Consider the following 18,371-nt stretch of genomic DNA (forward strand, 5'->3'; position numbering starts at 1 on the left):
ACCAGTGGCACCTGTCCGCGTCCGTTTCTGTCCCTCCCCGACCGGCAACCCCCACGTGGGCCTGGTCCGCACGGCCCTGTTCAACTGGGCCTTCGCCCGGCACCACCAGGGCACCCTGGTCTTCCGGATCGAGGACACCGACGCCGCGCGCGACTCCGAGGAGTCCTACCAGCAGCTGCTCGACTCGATGCGCTGGCTGGGCCTGGACTGGGACGAGGGCCCGGAGATCGGCGGCCCGCACGCGCCGTACCGCCAGTCGCAGCGGATGGACCTGTACAAGGACGTCGCCGAGAAGCTGCTCGCCGCCGGGTACGCGTACGCCTGCTACTGCACCACCGAGGAGCTGGACACCCGCCGCGACGCCGCCCGCGCCGCAGGCAAGCCGTCCGGCTACGACGGCCACTGCCGCGACCTCACGGCCGAGCGGAAGGCCGCGTACGAGGCCGAGGGCCGCAGCTCGATCGTCCGCTTCCGGATGCCCGACGAGGCCATCACCTTCACCGACCTGGTCCGCGGCGACATCACCGTCCAGCCGGAGAACGTCCCGGACTACGGCATCGTCCGCGCCAACGGGGCCCCGCTCTACACGCTGGTCAACCCGGTCGACGACGCGCTGATGGAGATCACCCACGTGCTGCGCGGCGAGGACCTGCTCTCCTCCACCCCGCGCCAGATCGCCCTGTACCGGGCGCTCATCGAGCTGGGCATCGCCAAGGAGACCCCCGCCTTCGGCCACCTCCCATACGTCATGGGCGAGGGCAACAAGAAGCTCTCCAAGCGCGACCCGCAGGCCTCCCTCAACCTCTACCGGGAGCGCGGCTTCCTCCCCGAGGGGCTGCTGAACTACCTGTCGCTGCTCGGCTGGTCGATCGCCGAGGACCGCGACATCTTCTCGGTGGACGAGCTGATCGCGGCGTTCGACATCAAGGACGTCAACGCCAACCCGGCCCGCTTCGACCTCAAGAAGTGCGAGCACATCAACGCCGAGCACATCCGCATGCTCGACGTGAAGGCCTTCACCGAGGCCTGCGCCCCCTGGCTGAAGGCCCCGTTCGCGCCCTGGGCCCCGGAGGCCTTCGACGCGGAGAAGTGGACGCGGATCGCCCCGTACGCCCAGACCCGGGTCACGGTGCTCTCCGACATCACCGACAACGTCGACTTCCTCTTCCTGGATGAGCCGGTGGAGGACGAGGCGTCCTGGACCAAGGCGATGAAGGGCGACCCGGCCGCCCTCCTGGCCACGGCCCGCGCCAACCTGGAGGCGGCGGACTTCAGCGACCCGGAGTCGCTGAAGAACGCGGTCCTGACCGCCGGCGAGGCGCACGGCCTCAAGCTCGGCAAGGCCCAGGCTCCGGTCCGGGTCGCCGTGACCGGCCGCACCATCGGCCTGCCGCTCTTCGAGTCCCTGGAGATCCTGGGCCGAGAGAAGAGCCTGGCCCGCATCGACGCGGCACTGGCCAAGCTGGCCGCGTAAGCGCGCGAGGAACCCCCGAGGAGGGTCGCAGCCGACCGGCTGCGACCCTCCTCGGCTTTTGCCCCCACGCGGGCGCCCGTGGGCCGCTACCGTGGCGTACATGCCGATCCGCGCCGTGCTCTGGGACATCGACGACACGATCTTCGACTACGCGGGCGCCGACCGCACCGGGATGCGGCTCCATCTGGAGGGCGAGGGCCTGCCCGCGGCGTACGCGTCGGTCGACGTGGCCCTCGACGCCTGGAAGGCGATCACCGTCCGGCACTGGGCGCGCGTCGCCGCCGGGGAGACGGACTTCCTCGGGCAGCGCCGGGACCGGGTGCGGGAGTTCCTCTCGCGAGCGATGGACGACGCCGAGGCCGACGCCTGGTTCGCCGGGCATCTGTCCCACTACGAGGCCGCCTGGACGCTGTTCCCGGACGTGCTCCCGGTCCTCGACCGGCTGGTGCCCGACTACCGGCACGCGATTCTCTCCAACTCCAGCACCGACCACCAACACCGCAAGCTCACCGCGCTCGGCATCCGTGACCGGTTCGAGGCGATGGTCTGCGCCGTGGAGCTGGGCGTCTCCAAGCCGGAGGCCGGCGCCTTCCACGCGGCGTGCGAGGAGCTCGCGCTGGACCCGCACGAGGTGGCGTACGTGGGCGACGAGCCGGACATCGACGCCTCGGGCGCCGTCGCCGCCGGGCTGACCGGGATCTGGCTGGACCGGCGGGGGAGGGGCGGGAGGCCGGATCTCGTGACGATCACCGGGCTGGACCAGCTCCCCGGCCTGCTGGCTGGCCAAACCCGTTTTGGAGCGCCGGACACCTTCGGGTAATGTTCTTTCTGCGCCGCCCGAGCGGGACGGAAGATCCGGCCGGGAAGCGCAGACAGAAGTGAAGCCCTCTCCAGGGGTTGCATTTCAGTGGGCTATGGTGTAATTGGCAACACTACGGTTTCTGGTACCGTCATTCTAGGTTCGAGTCCTGGTAGCCCAGCGCAGTACGAGCAAGACCAGCAGGACAAGCCCCCGTTGTGTAGCGGCCTAGCACGCTGCCCTCTCACGGCAGTAGCGCCGGTTCGAATCCGGTCGGGGGTACAGATCCTTCCCGCGAGAACGCCTGGGTCGCACCCACGTTCTTGCGGTGACAATATCCGGCTGACGCCGGGTGGAGGATCGCTAGGGCCCCCGTTGTGTAGCGGCCTAGCACGCTGCCCTCTCACGGCAGTAGCGCCGGTTCGAATCCGGTCGGGGGTACTTGTCACACCATGGGCTATGGTGTAATTGGCAACACTACGGTTTCTGGTACCGTCATTCTAGGTTCGAGTCCTGGTAGCCCAGCGCAAGTCAGCAGTAACCACGCCCCCGTTGTGTAGCGGCCTAGCACGCTGCCCTCTCACGGCAGTAGCGCCGGTTCGAATCCGGTCGGGGGTACAACAGAGCGGTACGGGAAGGCCCTTCACCTCGGTGGAGGGCCTTTTCGCTTGCCCGGACCAGGGCGCCCAGGGCCAAGTCGCCTACGTCACAACGCTGTTGGCAGGGGAAGGAAAAAGGGCCGCCACGGCGCTGGGGCGGCCTTCCGGAAGAGGGGAGAGAAGTCGTACGGGCGCGAGGTCAGCCCGTACGGCGCAGGGCCTCGCTCAGCCGCGCTGCCGAGTCGATGACGGCCTGGGCGTGCATCCGGCCCGGGTGACGGGTCAGCCGCTCGATCGGCCCGGAGACCGAGACGGCGGCGACCACTCGGTTCGACGGGCCGCGCACCGGGGCCGAGACCGAGGCGACGCCCGGCTCCCGCTCGCCGATCGACTGGGCCCAGCCCCGCCGCCGTACGCCGGAGAGCGCCGTCGCCGTGAACCGGGCGCCCTGGAGGCCGCGGTGCAGGCGCTCCGGCTCCTCCCAGGCCATCAGGATCTGGGCCGAGGAGCCGGCCTTCATGGTGAGCGTGGAGCCGACCGGCACCGTGTCCCGGAGTCCGGACAGCCGTTCCGCCGCCGCCACACAGATGCGCATGTCGCCCTGCCGGCGGTAGAGCTGGGCGCTCTCGCCGGTGATGTCGCGCAGGTGGGTGAGTACCGGTCCGGCCGTGGCCAGCAAGCGGTCCTCGCCCGCCGCGGCCGCCAGTTCCGACAGCCGGGGGCCGAGAATGAACCGGCCCTGCATATCCCTCGCCACCATTCGGTGGTGTTCCAGTGCCACGGCCAGTCGATGGGCCGTGGGCCGTGCGAGCCCGGTCGCCGCGACCAGCCCGGCGAGGGTGGCCGGACCGGACTCCAGGGCGCTCAGTACCAGAGCTGCCTTGTCGAGAACGCCGACGCCGCTAGAGTTGTCCATACGACGATACTCCCGTCTCACTCTGTGAAACGCAAGTTCAATTTTCGGCGGAAGTTGCGAACCTGTACGGGCGGCCCCACAACGGCCCGCAGCCACCGCCCCGCAGGGGATCCGGACGGCGGCGCACGGAATCTCTAGTTGGGCCGGCGAAGACGCCGGCCGGAGGGAAAGCGATGGGTAGGACACTCGCGGAGAAGGTCTGGGACGACCATGTCATCCCCAAGCTCTCGACTTCGCTCGACCAGGGGAGCCCCCACTGGCGCGCGGAGGGCGAGCCCGACCTTCTCTTCATCGATCTGCACCTGCTGCACGAGGTGACCAGCCCGCAGGCCTTCGACGGTCTGCGCCAGGCCGGACGTCCGGTGCGACGCCTCGACCTCACCATCGCCACCGAGGACCACAACACCCCGACCCTCGACATCGACAAGCCGATCGCCGACCCGGTCTCCCGCGCCCAGTTGGAGACCCTGCGCAAGAACTGCGCGGACTTCGGCGTACGGCTGCACCCGCTCGGCGACGTCGAGCAGGGCGTCGTGCACGTGGTCGGCCCGCAGCTGGGCCTGACCCAGCCCGGCACCACCGTGGTCTGCGGCGACTCCCACACCTCCACGCACGGGGCGTTCGGCGCGCTGGCGTTCGGCATCGGCACCAGCCAGGTGGAGCACGTCCTGGCCACCCAGACGCTGCCGCTGGCCCGCCCGAAGACCATGGCGATCACGGTCGACGGCGAACTGCCCGAGGACGTCACCGCCAAGGACCTGATCCTGGCGATCATCACCCGCATCGGCACCGGCGGCGGTCAGGGCTACATTCTCGAATACCGCGGCTCCGCCATCGAGAAGCTCTCGATGGAAGCCCGGATGACCATCTGCAACATGTCGATCGAGGCCGGTGCCCGCGCGGGCATGATCGCCCCGGACGAGACCACCTTCGCCTACCTGGAGGGCCGCGACCGCGCCCCCCAGGGTGAGGAGTGGGACGCGGCCGTCGCGTACTGGAAGACGCTGCGCTCGGACGACGACGCGGTGTTCGACGCCGAGGTCGTCATCGACGCCACCGAACTGGCCCCGTTCGTCACCTGGGGCACCAACCCCGGCCAGGGCGCGCCGCTCTCCGCCAACGTCCCCGACCCGGCTTCGTACGAGGACGCCTCGGAGCGCAACGCCGCCGAAAAGGCTCTGGAGTACATGGGGTTGACCGCCGGACAGCCGCTGCGCGAGATCAGCGTGGACACCGTCTTCGTAGGTTCGTGCACCAACGGCCGCATCGAGGACCTGCGCAACGCCGCCGCGATCCTGGACGGCCGCAAAGTCGCCGACGGTGTACGGATGCTGGTCGTCCCCGGCTCCGTCCGGGTCGCCCTCCAGGCCGTCTCCGAGGGCCTGGACAAGGTCTTCACCGGGGCCGGCGCCGAATGGCGGCACGCGGGTTGCTCGATGTGCCTCGGTATGAACCCCGACCAGCTGGCCCCCGGCGAGCGCTCCGCCTCCACCTCGAACCGCAACTTCGAGGGCCGGCAGGGCAAGGGCGGCCGCACCCACCTGGTCTCGCCCCAGGTCGCCGCCGCCACCGCCGTGCTGGGCCATCTGGCCTCGCCCGCCGACCTGTCCGACACCCGTACCCCCGCCGGAGTCCGATAGCCATGGAAGCCTTCACCACGCACACCGGCCGGGCCGTCCCGCTGCGCCGCAGCAACGTCGACACGGACCAGATCATCCCCGCCCACTGGCTGAAGAAGGTCACCCGCGACGGGTTCGAGGACGGGCTCTTCGAAGCCTGGCGCAAGGACGCCGACTTCGTCCTCAACCGCCCCGAGCGCCAGGGTGCCTCGGTCCTGGTGGCCGGGCCCGACTTCGGTACGGGCTCCTCCCGCGAACACGCCGTCTGGGCCCTGCAGAACTTCGGCTTCAAGACCGTCATCTCCTCCCGCTTCGCCGACATCTTCCGGGGCAACTCGCTGAAGAACGGCCTGCTGACCGTGGTCCTGGAGCAGAAGGTCGTCGACGCCCTCTGGGAGCTGACCGAGGCCGACCCGACCGTCGAGGTCACCGTCGACCTGGAGACCCGCCAGGTCCGCGCCGAGGGCATCACCGCCGACTTCGAGCTGGACGAGAACGCCCGCTGGCGACTGCTCAACGGCCTCGACGACATCAGCCTCACCCTTCAGAACGAAGCGGACATCGCGGCTTACGAGGCGGCCAGGCCGTCCCACAAACCGCGTACAATTGACGCCTGAGCAGCGCTTTTCCATGACTGCGCCCCCTGCCTCCGGGCAGGGGGCGCAGTCGCTTGTTGAGCCCCCCTCGGGCGACAACTCGCCCCAGATGGCACAATCGGTGCATGGAACGCGACAGCCAACTCAAGCTCTATGGCCAAGTCGCCGACCAGTTGAAGGAAGCGCACGCGAAGGTGCGTGCACTGCAAGTCCCGGAGAGCGTACGGATGACGCTCTCCCGGAAGCTGCTGGTCGTCACGGCCGCGGCGAAGCACGATCTCCCGGACGCGGCAAGGCGTCTGGACCGGTTGATGAAGGACCTCGATGAGGGCCGATTCCCCGAAGGTGACTGACACGTGGAACTGCGCATCGGTCGACTTCGTTGCGGCACTAGGGTGATTAGCCCGTTTCGTGTTTGATTTGCGGTATATATCTGCCTAACGTGCGAAAAAGCCTGAACAGTTTCGTTCTGGCAATGTCTCCGAAGGGGAAGACGTGAACAAGGCGCAGCTCGTAGAAGCGATTGCCGACAAGGTCGGCGGCCGCCAGCAGGCCGCAGACGCTGTCGACGCGGTACTCGACGCGATCGTCCGTGCCGTTGTCGCAGGGGACCGTGTCTCGGTCACCGGCTTCGGCTCGTTCGAGAAGGTCGACCGCCCCGCCCGGTACGCCCGTAACCCGCAGACGGGTGAGCGCGTCCGGGTCAAGAAGACCTCGGTGCCTCGCTTCCGCGCGGGCCAGGGGTTCAAGGACCTGGTGAGCGGCTCCAAGAAGCTCCCCAAGAACGACGTGGCCGTGAAGAAGGCTCCCAAGGGCAGCCTCTCGGGCGGATCTTCCGCCGCCCGTACGACGGTCAAGGCCGCCGCAGCCAAGAAGTCGGCCGCCAAGAAGGCCACGGCCAAGAAGGCCACCGCCACGAAGGCCGTGGCACCGGCGAAGAAGACCACCGCCACCGCCAAGAAGGCCGCCGCCAAGAAGACCACGGCGAAGAAGGCCACGCCGGCCGCGAAGAAGGCGACCCCGGCGAAGAAGGCAACCACGACCGCCAAGAAGGCCTCGCCCAGCAAGACCGCGCCCGCCAAGAAGGCCACGGCGAAGAAGGCGCCCGCGAAGAAGACCACGGCGCGCACCACCACGGCCAAGAAGGCCACCGCACGCAAGAAGTGAGACCGGGCACCTGCTCGCTCCTCACACGCGCCGGGCCGGGCTCCCCTCAGGGGGAGCCCGGCCCGCGGGCTGTCCGGGGGCCCTACGCCTCCGTACGCTCTAGAACGTCTGCAGCGTCACCAGCGTGATCCGCAGGGCGGCGCCTTCGCCTTCGCCCTCGATCCGCACCCGCTGCCCCGGACGCAGCAGCAGCAGACCGCCCGCGTCGAAGGCCGGGGCGTCGAACTCCACCGGGGTGCCGTCGTCCAGCAGCACGCTGCCGGTCCGGGTCTCGGGGTCGTACGTGTAGGAGGTCGCCTGCATGGACGGCAGCCTATCGGTCCGGAGCCAGGGCCTCGCGAGCCAGCGCGAGAGCGAGCCGCACCGTGTACGGCCCCGCCCCGAGGGTCCGGGCCACCTCCAGGTCCTCGCCCGTATCCACGTCCCGGCGCACCGAGTCGACCCCGGGCAGCGTTATTTCCACCGCGCCCGAAGCCAGATGCCGGGCGGCGGAGGGGCCGCCGAAAACGGGGCGCAATTCCGTGCCGCCGGCACAGGACAGAAATGTCGTTCCGATTCCCGCCGCGTCCCGGAGAAATGCCCGGGGAAAAGCGGAGGCGAAATCGAGCACCCGAGCCAATTCTCCGGCGCGCAGGGCCGGCAGATCCGCGTTGAGAGCGGCCACCGGGACGGCGGGCGCGAGGGTCCGCACCGAACGCGCCCCGTACGCCAGCGCGGCGTTGAGCCCGGCCGCCGGGACGTCCGGCACGATCCGGGCGCCGAGCGCCGAAAGGGCCGCCCCGGCCGCCGCGTCGTCCGTGACGACCACCACATCCCGCACCCGGGAACAGGAGAGCGCCGCCGCCACCGTGTCCTGGGCGAAGGCCAGGGCCAGGCGCGGCCGGGCGAGCTCGCCCGCGGCCCGCCCCAAGCGGCTCTTGGCCCGCGCGAGCGGCTTTAGCGGAACGACCAGGGACCAGGGCCCCGCCGGATCGGTGTTCGTGGCGATCGCCCCCTCCGTGCGCATGAGGACCTATTCTCGCCTGCCGCTACGACAACCCGGAGTCCCGGGCCCGGGGGCGAGGCGTACGGTGTTCTCGACAGAGGAGGGGCCTGGGGCGAGACTTGACTGTCAGTAGCCGGCAACAGGTCAAGAGTTCCGATGAGGTCCTTAGAGGAAGGTGTCCGAGTGTCCCGCCGCAGAATCGGCTTCTGGTACCGCCTGGCGGCGGCTATCGCCAAGCCGCCATTGGTGGTTCTGTTCAAGCGCGACTGGCGGGGGATGGAACACGTTCCGGCCGACGGCGGATTCATCACCGCCGTCAATCACAACTCGTATCTTGACCCGCTCTCCTACGGCCACTTCCAGTACAACACCGGACGCGCGCCCCGGCTCCTGGCCAAGGCCGGCCTCTTCCGCACCCCCTTCGTCGGGATGATGCTGCGCGGCACCGGCCAGATCCCCGTCTACCGCGAGACGACCAACGCCCTGGACGCCTTCCGGGCCGCGGTCGACGCCATCGAGCGCGGCGAGTGCGTCGCCTTCTACCCCGAGGGCACCCTCACCCGTGACCCCGACATGTGGCCGATGGCCGGCAAGACCGGCGCCGCCCGGGTCGCGCTGATGACCAAGGCCCCGGTCATCCCGGTCGCCCAGTGGGGCGCCAACCTCGCGATGCCGCCGTACGCCAAGGAGAACAAGCTCCAGCTGTTCCCCCGCAAGACGCTGACGGTCCAGGCAGGTCCTCCCGTCGACCTCAGCCGCTTCTACGATGTCGAGCCGACGCCCGAGGCGCTGCGCCAGGCGACCGAGGTCATCATGGCCGCGATCACCCGCCAGCTGGAGGACGTACGCGGGGAGAAGGCCCCCACCGAGCTCTACGATCACCGCAAAGCCCGTGCTGAACAACGGCGCAGGGCGCAGGGAAAGGGATCCACGTGACGCACCCCGTAAAAGCAGCCGTCTTCGGAACCGGCTCATGGGGTACGGCGTTCGCCGTGATCCTCGCCGACGCGGGCTGCGAGGTCACCCTCTGGGGACGCCGGGCCGAGGTCGCCGAGACCGTCAACACCACCCGCATGAACCCGGACTACCTGCCGGGCATCGAGCTCCCCGCCTCGATCCGCGCCACCACCGACGCCGCCGAGGCGCTGCGCGGAGCCGAGTTCGCCTTCCTCGTCGTGCCCTCCCAGACGCTGCGCGCCAACCTCGCCGACTGGGCCCCGCACCTGGAGCGGGACACCGTCCTGGTCTCCCTGATGAAGGGCGTAGAGCTGGGCACCGCCAAGCTCATGAGCGAGGTCATCGCGGACGTCACCAAGGTGACCGCCGACCGCATCGCCGTCGTCTCCGGCCCCAACCTCGCCAAGGAGATCGCCGAGCGCCGCCCCGCCGCGGCCGTCGTCGCCTGCGCCGACGAGTCCGTCGCCCAGCGACTCCAGGCCGCCTGCCACACCCCGTACTTCCGCCCCTACACCAACACCGACGTGGTCGGCTGCGAGCTCGGCGGCGCCGTGAAGAACGTCATCGGCCTAGCCGTCGGCATCGCGGACGGCATGGGCCTCGGCGACAACACCAAGGGCTCCCTCATCACCCGCGGCCTCGCCGAGACCACCCGCCTGGGCGTGGCCATGGGCGCCGACCCGCTGACGTTCTCCGGACTCGCGGGCCTGGGCGACCTGGTGGCCACCTGCTCCTCGCCGCTCTCGCGCAACCACACCTTCGGTACCAACCTCGGTCGCGGCATGACGCTCCAGGAGACGATCGCCGTCACCAAGCAGACCGCCGAGGGCGTCAAGTCCTGCGAATCGGTCCTCGACCTGGCGCGTCGGCACGGGGTCGACATGCCCATCACGGAGACGGTCGTCTCGATCGTCCACGAGGGCAAGTCGCCGGTCGTCGCGGTCAAGGAGCTGATGTCGCGGAGCGCCAAGGCCGAGCGGCGCTGACGTCTCCCTTACCAGCAGGTACGCTCATCGCGATATGAGCAGCGAGAACCTCCCCCAGAGCCCTGAGCGCCCCGAGAGCCCTGAGCAGCAGCGCCGCAAGCCGCGTGTGGCCGTCGTGTTCGGCGGCCGCAGCTCCGAACACGGCATCTCGGTCGTCACGGCCGGCGCCGTCATGAAGGCCATCGACCGGACGAAGTACGACGTCCTGCCGATCGGCATCACGACGGACGGCCGCTGGGCGCTCACCGCGGACGATCCCGAACGCATGGCCATCGCCGACCGCAAGGTCCCCGACGTGGACCGGCTCGCCGAGTCCACCGAGGGCAGCGTCGTGCTCTCCGTGGACCCGGGCAGCCGTGAGGTCGTCTACACCGAACCCGGCTCGGTGCCCAAGGCGCTCGGCGAGGTCGACGTCGTCTTCCCGGTGCTGCACGGTCCGTACGGGGAGGACGGCACCCTCCAGGGGCTGCTCGAACTCTCCGGTGTGCCCTACGTCGGCGCGGGCGTCCTCGCCTCGGCCGTCGGCCAGGACAAGGAGTACATGAAGCGCGTCTTCATCTCCTTCGGCCTGCCCGTCGGACCGTACGAGGTCGTCCGCCCGCGCGAGTGGGACCGCGACCCCTCCGCCGTACGCAAGCGGATCGTGGACTTCGCCGGTGAGCACGGCTGGCCGCTCTTCATCAAGCCCGCCCGCGGCGGCTCCTCCATGGGCATCACCAAGGTCGACGAGCTCTCCGGCCTCGACGCGGCGATCGAGGAGGCCCGCCGCCACGACCCCAAGTTCCTCGTGGAGTCGCTGCTGCGCGGCCGCGAGATCGAGTGCGGGGTGCTGGAGTTCGAGGACGGCCCGCGCGCCAGCGTGCCCGCCGAGATCCCCCCGGTCACCGCGCACGAGTTCTACGACTTCGAGGCGAAGTACATCGACTCGGCCGCCGGTCTGGTGCCCGCACCGCTCACCGAGGAGGAGACCGCCGAGGTCCAGCGGCTCGCCGTCGCGGCCTTCGACGCCACCTCCTGCGAGGGGCTGGTGCGCGCCGACTTCTTCCTCACCGAGGACGGCACCTTCGTCATCAACGAGATCAACACCCTGCCGGGTTTCACCCCGATCTCCATGTACCCGCGCATGTGGCAGGAGAGCGGCGTGAGCTACCCGGAGCTGGTCGACCGGCTGATCCAGGCCGCGTTGACCCGCTCCACCGGACTGCGCTGAGAGACCCGGAAGGCCGGGACGGCCGGGGCCGTCCCGGCCTTCCGGGCGTGGGTGCGGATGTCTTCGTGGACGGGGGAGCGCCGCAGCGCAGTACGATCGCCCCGTCAGCGCGCGGAGAGCACGGTGCCGGGGCGGAGAACCGGCCGTGCGTCCCACGCGCGGCACCGGACGGGGGTCAGAGGTGGACGACCGGACAGGTCAGGGTGCGCGTGATGCCGTCCACCTGCTGCACTTTGGCGACCACCATGCGGCCGAGTGCATCGACCGTGTCTGCCTGGGCCCGCACGATCACGTCGTACGGACCGGTGACGTCCTCTGCCTGGATGACTCCCGGAATCTTGGAAATGGTCTCGGCGACGATCGACGCCTTGCCCACCTCGGTCTGGATGAGGATGTACGCCTGTACCACGGAACCTCCAGGGCGGCCACGAGGATCATGTGGGGGAAAGGGACGCCACGTTATCGCGTCGCCGAGGGTGACGGGGAGACCTATGGGCCGTGTGACGTCCACAGCGTGGCGTGCGGAGTGCGGAAGTTGACGTATCCCTTGACGGTGCCGGCGGCTCCCCTGACGGTACCGACAGCAGTGAAGGCTCGCGACCGGGGGCCCGGACGGGTGTCCGGGGCGATAGATGAGAGGTGAGACTCGGTGAAGGGAACCGTGGGCGAGTTGGGGGAGTTCGGGCTCATCAGAGAGCTCACGTCCCGGCTCACCACCACTCCGGCGGTACGGCTGGGGCCCGGCGACGACGCCGCGGTCGTGGCCGCTCCCGACCGCAGGGTCGTGGCCAGTACGGACATCCTGCTGGAAGGGCGGCACTTCCGCCGCGACTGGTCGACGGCGTACGACGTCGGCCGCAAGGCGGCGGCGCAGAACCTCGCCGACATCGCGGCCATGGGTGCCGTGCCCACCGCGCTGCTCCTCGGCCTCGTCGTCCCCGCCGACCTCCCGGTCACCTGGGCCGCCGAGCTGATGGACGGGCTGCGTGACGAGTGCCAGGTGGCGGGGGCGGCCGTCGTCGGCGGCGACGTGGTCGGCGGCGACACCATCACCGTCGCCATCACCGCCCTCGGCGACCTGCGCAACCACGAGCCGGTCACCCGCGCCGGCGCCCGGCCCGGCGACGTCGTCGCCGTCACCGGCTGGCTCGGCTGGTCCGCCGCCGGATACGCCGTGCTCTCCCGCGGCTTCCGCTCGCCCCGCGCCTTCGTGGAGGCCCACCGCCGCCCCGAACCGCCGTACCACGCGGGCCCCGCGGCCGCCGGACTCGGCGCCACCGCGATGACCGACGTGAGCGACGGGCTCGTCGCGGACCTCGGGCACATCGCCGAGGCCAGCAAGGTCCGCATCGACCTGCGCTCCGGCCTCATCGACATCCCCTCGCAGATGTCCGACATCGGCCAGGCCGTCGGCGTCGACCCGCTCCAGTGGGTGCTGACCGGGGGAGAGGACCACGCGATCGTGGCGACCTTCCCGCCCGACGTGAAGCTCCCCGCCCGCTGGAAGGTGATCGGGGAGGTCCTCAACCCCTCCGCCCTGCCCCAGGTCACCGTGGACGGGGCGCCCTGGACCAGCAAGGGCGGCTGGGACCACTTCGGCGCGATCGAGGACACCTACTAGCGGGGCCGAGCACAGGGCTCACGCGTGAACCCCTGGCGTGCGCGGGCGCGTACTAGATTGCTGTGTATGCCCATACGTACCGCTGCACCGCCCCGCGTCCTCACCGTCGCCGGATCCGACTCCGGCGGCGGTGCGGGGATCCAGGCCGACCTCAAGACCATGCTCGCCCTCGGCGTGCACGGCATGAGCGTGCTCACCGCCGTCACCGCGCAGAACTCCCTCGGCGTCCACGGCGCCTGGGAGCTCCCGGTGGACGCCGTACGCGCCCAGTACCGCAGCGTCGTCGACGACATCGGCGTCCAGGCGGTGAAGACAGGGATGCTCGCCTCGGCCGCGCTCGTCGAGACCGTCGCCGAACTCCTGGCCGGGACGGACGCCCCCGTCGTCGTCGACCCGGTCGGGGTCTCCAAGCACGGGGACGCGCTGCTCGCCGCCGAGGCTCTCGATTCCCTACGGACGAAGCTGCTGCCCGTCGCCACCGTGGCCACCCCGAACCTCGACGAAGTGGCCCAGCTCACCGGCGTACACGTCACCGACGAGGACGGCATGCGCCGGGCCGCAGAGGAGATCCTCGCGTTCGGACCGCGCTGGGCGCTCATCAAGGGCGGCCACCTGCCCGGCGAGGCGGTCGACCTGCTCACCGACGGGAGCGCGGAACACTGGCTGCGCGCCCCCCGCTACGACAACCGGCACACCCATGGCACCGGCTGCACCCTCGCCTCCGCCATCGCCTCCGGGCTCGCGCTCGGCCGGGACGTGCCGACAGCGGTGGCGGACGCGAAGGCGTACGTCACCGGCGCGATCCGGGCCGGATTCGCACTGGGCGGCGGCATCGGCCCGGTCGACCACGGCTGGCGGACCCGGCAGGCCCACTGATCAGCGCCTGAGCACAGGCAGGATGAGCACAGCAAAAAGCCGGTCCACCGAGATGGACCGGCTTTTTGGGCAACCGGAAGGCTGCGCTACGACGGAGACGTCAGCGCGCGACCTTGCCGGCCTTGATGCACGAGGTGCAGACGTTGAGCCGCTTCGGCGTCCGACCGACCACGGCACGCACGCGCTGGATGTTGGGGTTCCAGCGACGGGACGTACGGCGGTGCGAGTGCGAAATGCTGTTGCCGAAGCTCGGCCCCTTGCCGCAAACGTCGCAGTTGGCAGCCACGGGTCACTCCAAAGACTTCAGATGCACTTACAGTGAATTCCGGCGCGCCGGAATCATTGAATGAAGTGGCGGTACCGGAGGAATGGCCCGACTCTCATCGGGCAACCGAAGCAGCATACAACGCCTGCTTCGGAGATACGAAACTACCACGGGTTGGCCCACCGTCCTCCCGCCCCCTGTCCCGGACGGGACCCCCACAAGCGGGCTAACCTGCGGTGCAGCCCGTTGCCACGGCCGCTTCAAGGAGGACCATCGGTGCCGCAGCTCCCCGACGATCTGGACGCCGTCGTGGTGCGCACCTGGTGCTCACTGGCCCTGGAGGCCCTGGGCCGGGAGCGCGCGGAGATCGACGCGATCAACGTCTATCCCATCGCCGACGGGGACACCGGCACCAACCTCTATCTGACCGTCGAGTCCGCCGCCGCGGCCGTCGAAGCGGTCTTCGCCGCCCATGAGACCGGTGCCACCGCACCTGCCACCGCCGACGCCGTACGCGCCATGGCGCACGGCGCCCTGATCGGCGCCCGGGGGAACTCCGGCACGATCCTGGCCCAGCTCCTGCGCGGCATGGCCGGGGTGCTGGCCGACGGCGGTGACGCGGCCCGTCTGCGCCTCGCCCTGACCCGGGCCGCCGCCGCCGCCCGGCAGGCCGTCGCCCACCCGGTGGAGGGCACGGTGCTGACCGTTGCCACGGCAGCCGCCGAGGCCGCGCAGGGCGATGAGCGGGAGTTGCGCGCGGTGGTGAGCGCCGCGTACGAGGGCGCGCGCGCCGCCCTGGCGAAGACCCCGGAGCAGCTCGCCGTGCTCGGCCGGGCCGGTGTCGTGGACGCGGGGGGGCGGGGGCTGGTGGCGGTCCTGGGGGCGCTGGTGGAGGCGGTGACCGGGCAGGCTCCGGTACGGGGGCCCCGCGCCGGGTCCGGGAAGGTGGCGGCTCCCGTGGACGGTGGGTCGGTGGTGGGGCTTCCGGTGGGGGGCGTACCCGTGGGCGGCCCTGCTGTGGGGGAAGGCCCGCTCGACTGCCCCGAGGACCTCGAGGGCGGCGGTCCCGCCTTCGAGGTGATCTACCTCCTGGAGGCCCGCGACGAGCGGGTGGACCGGCTGCGGACCCGGCTCGACGCGCTCGGCGACTCCCTGGTCGTGGTGGGAGGCGACGGGCTCTGGCACGTCCACGTCCATGTCGACGACGCCGGGGCCGCGGTGGAGGCGGGCGTCGAGGCCGGGCGGCCGTACCGGATCCGGATCACCCACTTCGCCACCGAGAGCGGCCACGACGTCCGCGTCCAGGCCGAACCCGCCCAGCGCGCCGTCGTCGTCGTGGTCCCCGGCGACGGCCTCGCCGGGCTCTGCACCGAGGCCGGCGCCACCACCGTGATCGCCCGCCCCGGCGAACCCCCCGCCAGCGGCGAACTGGTCGACGCCATCCGCCGCGCCCACGCCCGCGAGGTGGTGCTGCTGCCCAACGACGCGGCCCTGCGCCACACCGCGGCCGCCGCGGCCGAGCAGGCCAGGACCGAGGGGGTCAGGGTCGCCCTCGTCCCCACCCGCGCCGCCGTCCAGGGCATCGCCGCCCTCGCCGTCCACGAACCGGACCGTGGCTTCGACGAGGACGTGGTCGCCATGACGGCCGCCGCCGGTGCCACCCGCTACGCCGAACTGGCCGTCGCCGAGCGCCAGTCGTGGACCATGGCGGGTATCTGCCAGGCCGGTGACATCCTCGGCCTGATCGACGGGGACGTGGCCGTCATCGGCGCCGACGTCCAGGCCACCGCCCGCACCGTGCTGGACCGGATGCTGGCGGCCGGCGGCGAACTGGTCACCCTCGTCCTCGGCGAGGGCGTCCCGGACGCCCTCGCCGAGGCGCTGGAGGAGCACGTACGCGGGGGCCACCTCGCCGTCGACACGGTGGTCTACCGCGGGGGACACCAGCGCGCACCGCTGCTGATCGGCGTCGAGTAGCCGCATCGCGGCCGTGCCCGGCGGACAGGTGTCAGTGCCGTGGTGTGCAATGGATCGCGTGTCCTCGTTCGATGAACCTCTCAAGAAGCTGCTCGGCGGAGCCACCGCGAAGGTGATGGCCGAACACCTCGACCTGCACACGGTCGGTGATCTGCTGCACCACTACCCGCGGCGGTACGAGGAGCGCGGCAAGCTGACCGCGCTGGCCGACCTCCCGCTGGACGAGCACGTCACGGTCGTCGCCCAGGTCGCCGACGCCCGCATCCTGATGTTCAACAACGGCCGGGGCAAGCGCCTGGAGGTCACCCTCACCGACGGCAGCGGCCGCCTCCAGCTGGTCTTCTTCGGCCACGGCGTCCACAAGCCGCACAAGGAGCTGCTCCCGGGCCGCCGGGCGATGTTCGCGGGCAAGGTCTCCGTCTTCAACCGGAAGATGCAGCTGGCCCATCCCACGTACCAACTGCTCGACGCCTCCGACTCCGACGAGGCGACAGAGGCCGTGGACGGCTTCGCCGGACGGCTGCTGCCGATCTACCCCGCCTGCAAGCAGCTGGACTCCTGGCGGATCGCCAAGGCCGTCGACGCCGTACTGCCCAGCGCGCAGGACGCGGTGGACCCGCTGCCCGCCTCCCTGCGCGAGGGCCGTGACTTCACCCCGCTGCCCGAGGCCCTGCTGAAGGTACACCGGCCGCAGACGAAGGCGGATGTGGAGGACGCGAAGGCCCGGCTCAAGTGGGACGAGGCGTTCGTCCTCCAGGTCGCCCTGGCCCGCCGCCGGTACGCCGACACCCAGCTCCCCGCCGCCGCCCGCCGCCCCGTCGCCGACGGCCTGCTGGACGCCTTCGACGCGAAGCTGCCGTTCACCCTCACCGAGGGCCAGCAGAAGGTCAGCAAGGAGATCTTCGACGACCTGGCCACCGAGCACCCCATGCACCGCCTCCTCCAGGGCGAGGTCGGCTCCGGGAAGACCATGGTGGCCCTGCGCGCCATGCTCACCGTCGTCGACGCGGGCGGCCAGGCCGCGATGCTCGCGCCCACCGAGGTCCTCGCCCAGCAGCACCACCGCTCCATCACCGAGATGATGGGCGAGCTGGCCGAGGGCGGCATGCTCGGCGGCTCGGACCGGGGGACAAAGGTCGTCCTGCTCACCGGCTCCATGGGCATGGCGGCCCGCCGCCAGGCCCTGCTCGACCTGGTCACCGGCGAGGCCGGAATCGTCATCGGCACCCACGCCCTCATCGAGGACAAGGTCCAGTTCCACGATCTGGGCCTGGTCGTGGTCGACGAGCAGCACCGCTTCGGCGTGGAGCAGCGTGATGCCCTGCGCTCCAAGGGCAAGCAGCCGCCCCACCTCCTCGTCATGACCGCCACCCCCATCCCCCGTACGGTCGCGATGACGGTCTTCGGCGACCTGGAGACCTCCGTCCTGGACCAGCTCCCGGCCGGCCGCTCCCCGATCGCCAGCCACGTCGTCCCCGCCAAGGACAAGCCGCACTTCCTCGCCCGCGCCTGGGAGCGCGTCCGCGAGGAGGTGGAGAACGGCCACCAGGCGTACGTGGTCTGCCCCCGCATCGGCGACGACGCGGAGGAGGAGGGGAAGAAGGGCAAGGCCAAGAAGAAGGCTCCCGAGGAGGACCCCGAGAAGCGGCCGCCCCTCGCCGTCCTGGACATCGCCGACGAGCTCCGCGAGGGCGCGCTGGCCGGGCTGGGCGTCGAGGTGCTGCACGGGAGGATGCACCCCGACGAGAAGGACGACGTGATGCGCCGGTTCGCCGCCGGGGACGTCGACGTCCTGGTCGCCACCACCGTCATCGAGGTCGGCGTCAACGTCCCCAACGCCACCGCCATGGTGATCATGGATGCCGACCGGTTCGGCGTCTCCCAGCTCCACCAGCTCCGCGGCCGCGTCGGCCGTGGCTCGGCCCCCGGGCTCTGCCTGCTGGTCAGCGAGGCCCACGAGGCGAGCCCCGCCCGCGCCCGCCTCTCCGCCGTTGCCGCCACCCTCGACGGCTTCGAGCTCTCCCGCATCGACCTGGAGCAGCGCCGGGAGGGCGATGTGCTGGGCCAGGCCCAGTCCGGCGTGCGCTCCTCGCTGCGGATGCTCACCGTCATCGACGACGAGGAGGTCATCGCCGCCGCCCGCGAGGAGGCCGTCGCGATCGTCGCCGCCGACCCGGAGCTGGAGCACCTGCCGGAGCTGCGTACGGTGCTGGCCGCGCTGCTGGACAAGGACCGCGAGGAGTACCTGGACAAGGGGTGAGCGCACGGGGCCGTCCTGCTGGTCCGGGCCGCACGCCATATCGTGGAAGCACGGCCCGCGCCCC

18 protein-coding genes and 5 tRNA genes are annotated in these 18,371 nt (G+C 70.8%); 18 read left to right on the forward strand and 5 right to left on the reverse strand.

Going from position 1 to position 18,371, the window contains the following annotated elements:
- Positions 1-4: 4 nt before the first annotated feature.
- The 7 genes from gltX to AMK21_RS29805 all read left to right on the forward strand — a co-directional run bounded on the left by gltX (position 5) and on the right by AMK21_RS29805 (position 2,891).
- On the forward strand, positions 5-1,474 hold the full coding sequence (gene gltX / locus AMK21_RS29775; RefSeq protein ID WP_073882279.1) for a glutamate--tRNA ligase: 1,470 nt from the start codon (positions 5-7) through the stop codon (positions 1,472-1,474).
- Positions 1,475-1,574: 100 nt separating this feature from the next.
- On the forward strand, positions 1,575-2,294 hold the full coding sequence (locus AMK21_RS29780) for an HAD family hydrolase (RefSeq protein WP_073882280.1): 720 nt from the start codon (positions 1,575-1,577) through the stop codon (positions 2,292-2,294).
- Between the two features lie 88 nt (positions 2,295-2,382).
- Positions 2,383-2,454, forward strand: a tRNA-Gln gene (locus AMK21_RS29785).
- Positions 2,455-2,482: 28 nt separating this feature from the next.
- A tRNA-Glu gene (locus AMK21_RS29790) sits at positions 2,483-2,555 on the forward strand.
- A gap of 86 nt (positions 2,556-2,641) precedes the next feature.
- Positions 2,642-2,714, forward strand: a tRNA-Glu gene (locus AMK21_RS29795).
- A 12-nt stretch (positions 2,715-2,726) separates the two neighbouring features.
- Positions 2,727-2,798 (forward strand) — tRNA-Gln (locus AMK21_RS29800).
- Between the two features lie 20 nt (positions 2,799-2,818).
- Positions 2,819-2,891: transfer RNA gene (locus tag AMK21_RS29805), tRNA-Glu, on the forward strand.
- A gap of 180 nt (positions 2,892-3,071) precedes the next feature.
- On the opposite strand, the gene ndgR is transcribed toward AMK21_RS29805, so the two are convergent.
- Positions 3,072-3,788, reverse strand: coding sequence for an IclR family transcriptional regulator NdgR (ndgR, locus tag AMK21_RS29810; protein WP_003966003.1), 717 nt, complete (start codon positions 3,786-3,788; stop codon positions 3,072-3,074).
- Between the two features lie 173 nt (positions 3,789-3,961).
- Here ndgR and leuC point away from each other — a divergent pair, with 173 nt between their 5' ends.
- From leuC to AMK21_RS29830, 4 genes are all read left to right on the forward strand, one after another.
- Complete coding sequence (leuC, locus tag AMK21_RS29815; RefSeq protein ID WP_073882281.1) at positions 3,962-5,428, forward strand: 3-isopropylmalate dehydratase large subunit; 1,467 nt, start codon at positions 3,962-3,964, stop codon at positions 5,426-5,428.
- Positions 5,429-5,430: 2 nt separating this feature from the next.
- On the forward strand, positions 5,431-6,024 hold the full coding sequence (gene leuD, locus AMK21_RS29820; RefSeq protein ID WP_073882282.1) for a 3-isopropylmalate dehydratase small subunit: 594 nt from the start codon (positions 5,431-5,433) through the stop codon (positions 6,022-6,024).
- Positions 6,025-6,128: 104 nt separating this feature from the next.
- A complete protein-coding gene (locus tag AMK21_RS29825; RefSeq protein WP_073882283.1) occupies positions 6,129-6,356 on the forward strand; it encodes a hypothetical protein in 228 nt (75 codons plus the stop codon).
- A 142-nt stretch (positions 6,357-6,498) separates the two neighbouring features.
- Positions 6,499-7,170, forward strand: a complete 672-nt coding sequence (locus tag AMK21_RS29830; protein WP_073882284.1) for an HU family DNA-binding protein — start codon at positions 6,499-6,501, stop codon at positions 7,168-7,170.
- Positions 7,171-7,269: 99 nt separating this feature from the next.
- Here the strand turns inward: AMK21_RS29830 and AMK21_RS29835 are convergent, their stop codons facing one another.
- Positions 7,270-7,473, reverse strand: a complete 204-nt coding sequence (locus tag AMK21_RS29835) for a hypothetical protein (protein WP_018509660.1) — start codon at positions 7,471-7,473, stop codon at positions 7,270-7,272.
- 10 nt (positions 7,474-7,483) lie between these two features.
- Positions 7,484-8,176, reverse strand: coding sequence for a 2-phospho-L-lactate guanylyltransferase (gene cofC, locus AMK21_RS29840; RefSeq protein WP_073882285.1), 693 nt, complete (start codon positions 8,174-8,176; stop codon positions 7,484-7,486).
- Between the two features lie 162 nt (positions 8,177-8,338).
- Here cofC and AMK21_RS29845 point away from each other — a divergent pair, with 162 nt between their 5' ends.
- Genes AMK21_RS29845 through AMK21_RS29855 form a run of 3 tightly spaced genes read left to right on the forward strand, consistent with a single transcriptional unit; the run spans position 8,339 to position 11,308 of the window.
- The gene (locus AMK21_RS29845) at positions 8,339-9,091 is read left to right on the forward strand and encodes a lysophospholipid acyltransferase family protein (RefSeq protein WP_073882286.1); all 753 of its coding nucleotides are present in this window, start codon (positions 8,339-8,341) and stop codon (positions 9,089-9,091) included.
- The gene (locus AMK21_RS29850; protein ID WP_073882287.1) at positions 9,088-10,098 is read left to right on the forward strand and encodes an NAD(P)H-dependent glycerol-3-phosphate dehydrogenase; all 1,011 of its coding nucleotides are present in this window, start codon (positions 9,088-9,090) and stop codon (positions 10,096-10,098) included. Before AMK21_RS29845 ends, AMK21_RS29850 begins: the two co-directional genes overlap by 4 nt.
- A 34-nt stretch (positions 10,099-10,132) precedes the next feature.
- The gene (locus tag AMK21_RS29855; RefSeq protein ID WP_073882288.1) at positions 10,133-11,308 is read left to right on the forward strand and encodes a D-alanine--D-alanine ligase family protein; all 1,176 of its coding nucleotides are present in this window, start codon (positions 10,133-10,135) and stop codon (positions 11,306-11,308) included.
- A 175-nt stretch (positions 11,309-11,483) separates the two neighbouring features.
- Here AMK21_RS29855 and AMK21_RS29860 read toward each other — a convergent pair whose 3' ends face one another.
- On the reverse strand, positions 11,484-11,717 hold the full coding sequence (locus tag AMK21_RS29860; RefSeq protein WP_015611652.1) for an Lrp/AsnC family transcriptional regulator: 234 nt from the start codon (positions 11,715-11,717) through the stop codon (positions 11,484-11,486).
- Between the two features lie 240 nt (positions 11,718-11,957).
- Here AMK21_RS29860 and AMK21_RS29865 point away from each other — a divergent pair, with 240 nt between their 5' ends.
- Together AMK21_RS29865 and thiD are read left to right on the forward strand one after the other, a co-directional pair.
- Positions 11,958-12,929: a thiamine-phosphate kinase gene (locus tag AMK21_RS29865; RefSeq protein WP_030569648.1), complete on the forward strand. Its 972-nt coding sequence runs from the start codon at positions 11,958-11,960 to the stop codon at positions 12,927-12,929.
- Positions 12,930-12,995: 66 nt separating this feature from the next.
- The gene (thiD, locus tag AMK21_RS29870) at positions 12,996-13,805 is read left to right on the forward strand and encodes a bifunctional hydroxymethylpyrimidine kinase/phosphomethylpyrimidine kinase (RefSeq protein ID WP_073882289.1); all 810 of its coding nucleotides are present in this window, start codon (positions 12,996-12,998) and stop codon (positions 13,803-13,805) included.
- 100 nt (positions 13,806-13,905) lie between these two features.
- Here thiD and rpmB read toward each other — a convergent pair whose 3' ends face one another.
- The gene (rpmB, locus tag AMK21_RS29875; protein WP_003965989.1) at positions 13,906-14,091 is read right to left on the reverse strand and encodes a 50S ribosomal protein L28; all 186 of its coding nucleotides are present in this window, start codon (positions 14,089-14,091) and stop codon (positions 13,906-13,908) included.
- 255 nt (positions 14,092-14,346) lie between these two features.
- Between rpmB and AMK21_RS29880 the strand changes: the two genes are divergently transcribed.
- Positions 14,347-16,047 (forward strand): DAK2 domain-containing protein, encoded by a 1,701-nt coding sequence (locus AMK21_RS29880; RefSeq protein WP_073882290.1) that lies wholly within the window; start codon positions 14,347-14,349, stop codon positions 16,045-16,047.
- A 49-nt stretch (positions 16,048-16,096) separates the two neighbouring features.
- Positions 16,097-18,307, forward strand: coding sequence for an ATP-dependent DNA helicase RecG (gene recG, locus AMK21_RS29885; RefSeq protein WP_199863309.1), 2,211 nt, complete (start codon positions 16,097-16,099; stop codon positions 18,305-18,307).
- Positions 18,308-18,371: the final 64 nt, after the last annotated feature.

The sequence above is a fragment of the Streptomyces sp. CB00316 genome (genome assembly GCF_001905595.1).
Lineage (GTDB): Bacteria > Actinomycetota > Actinomycetes > Streptomycetales > Streptomycetaceae > Streptomyces.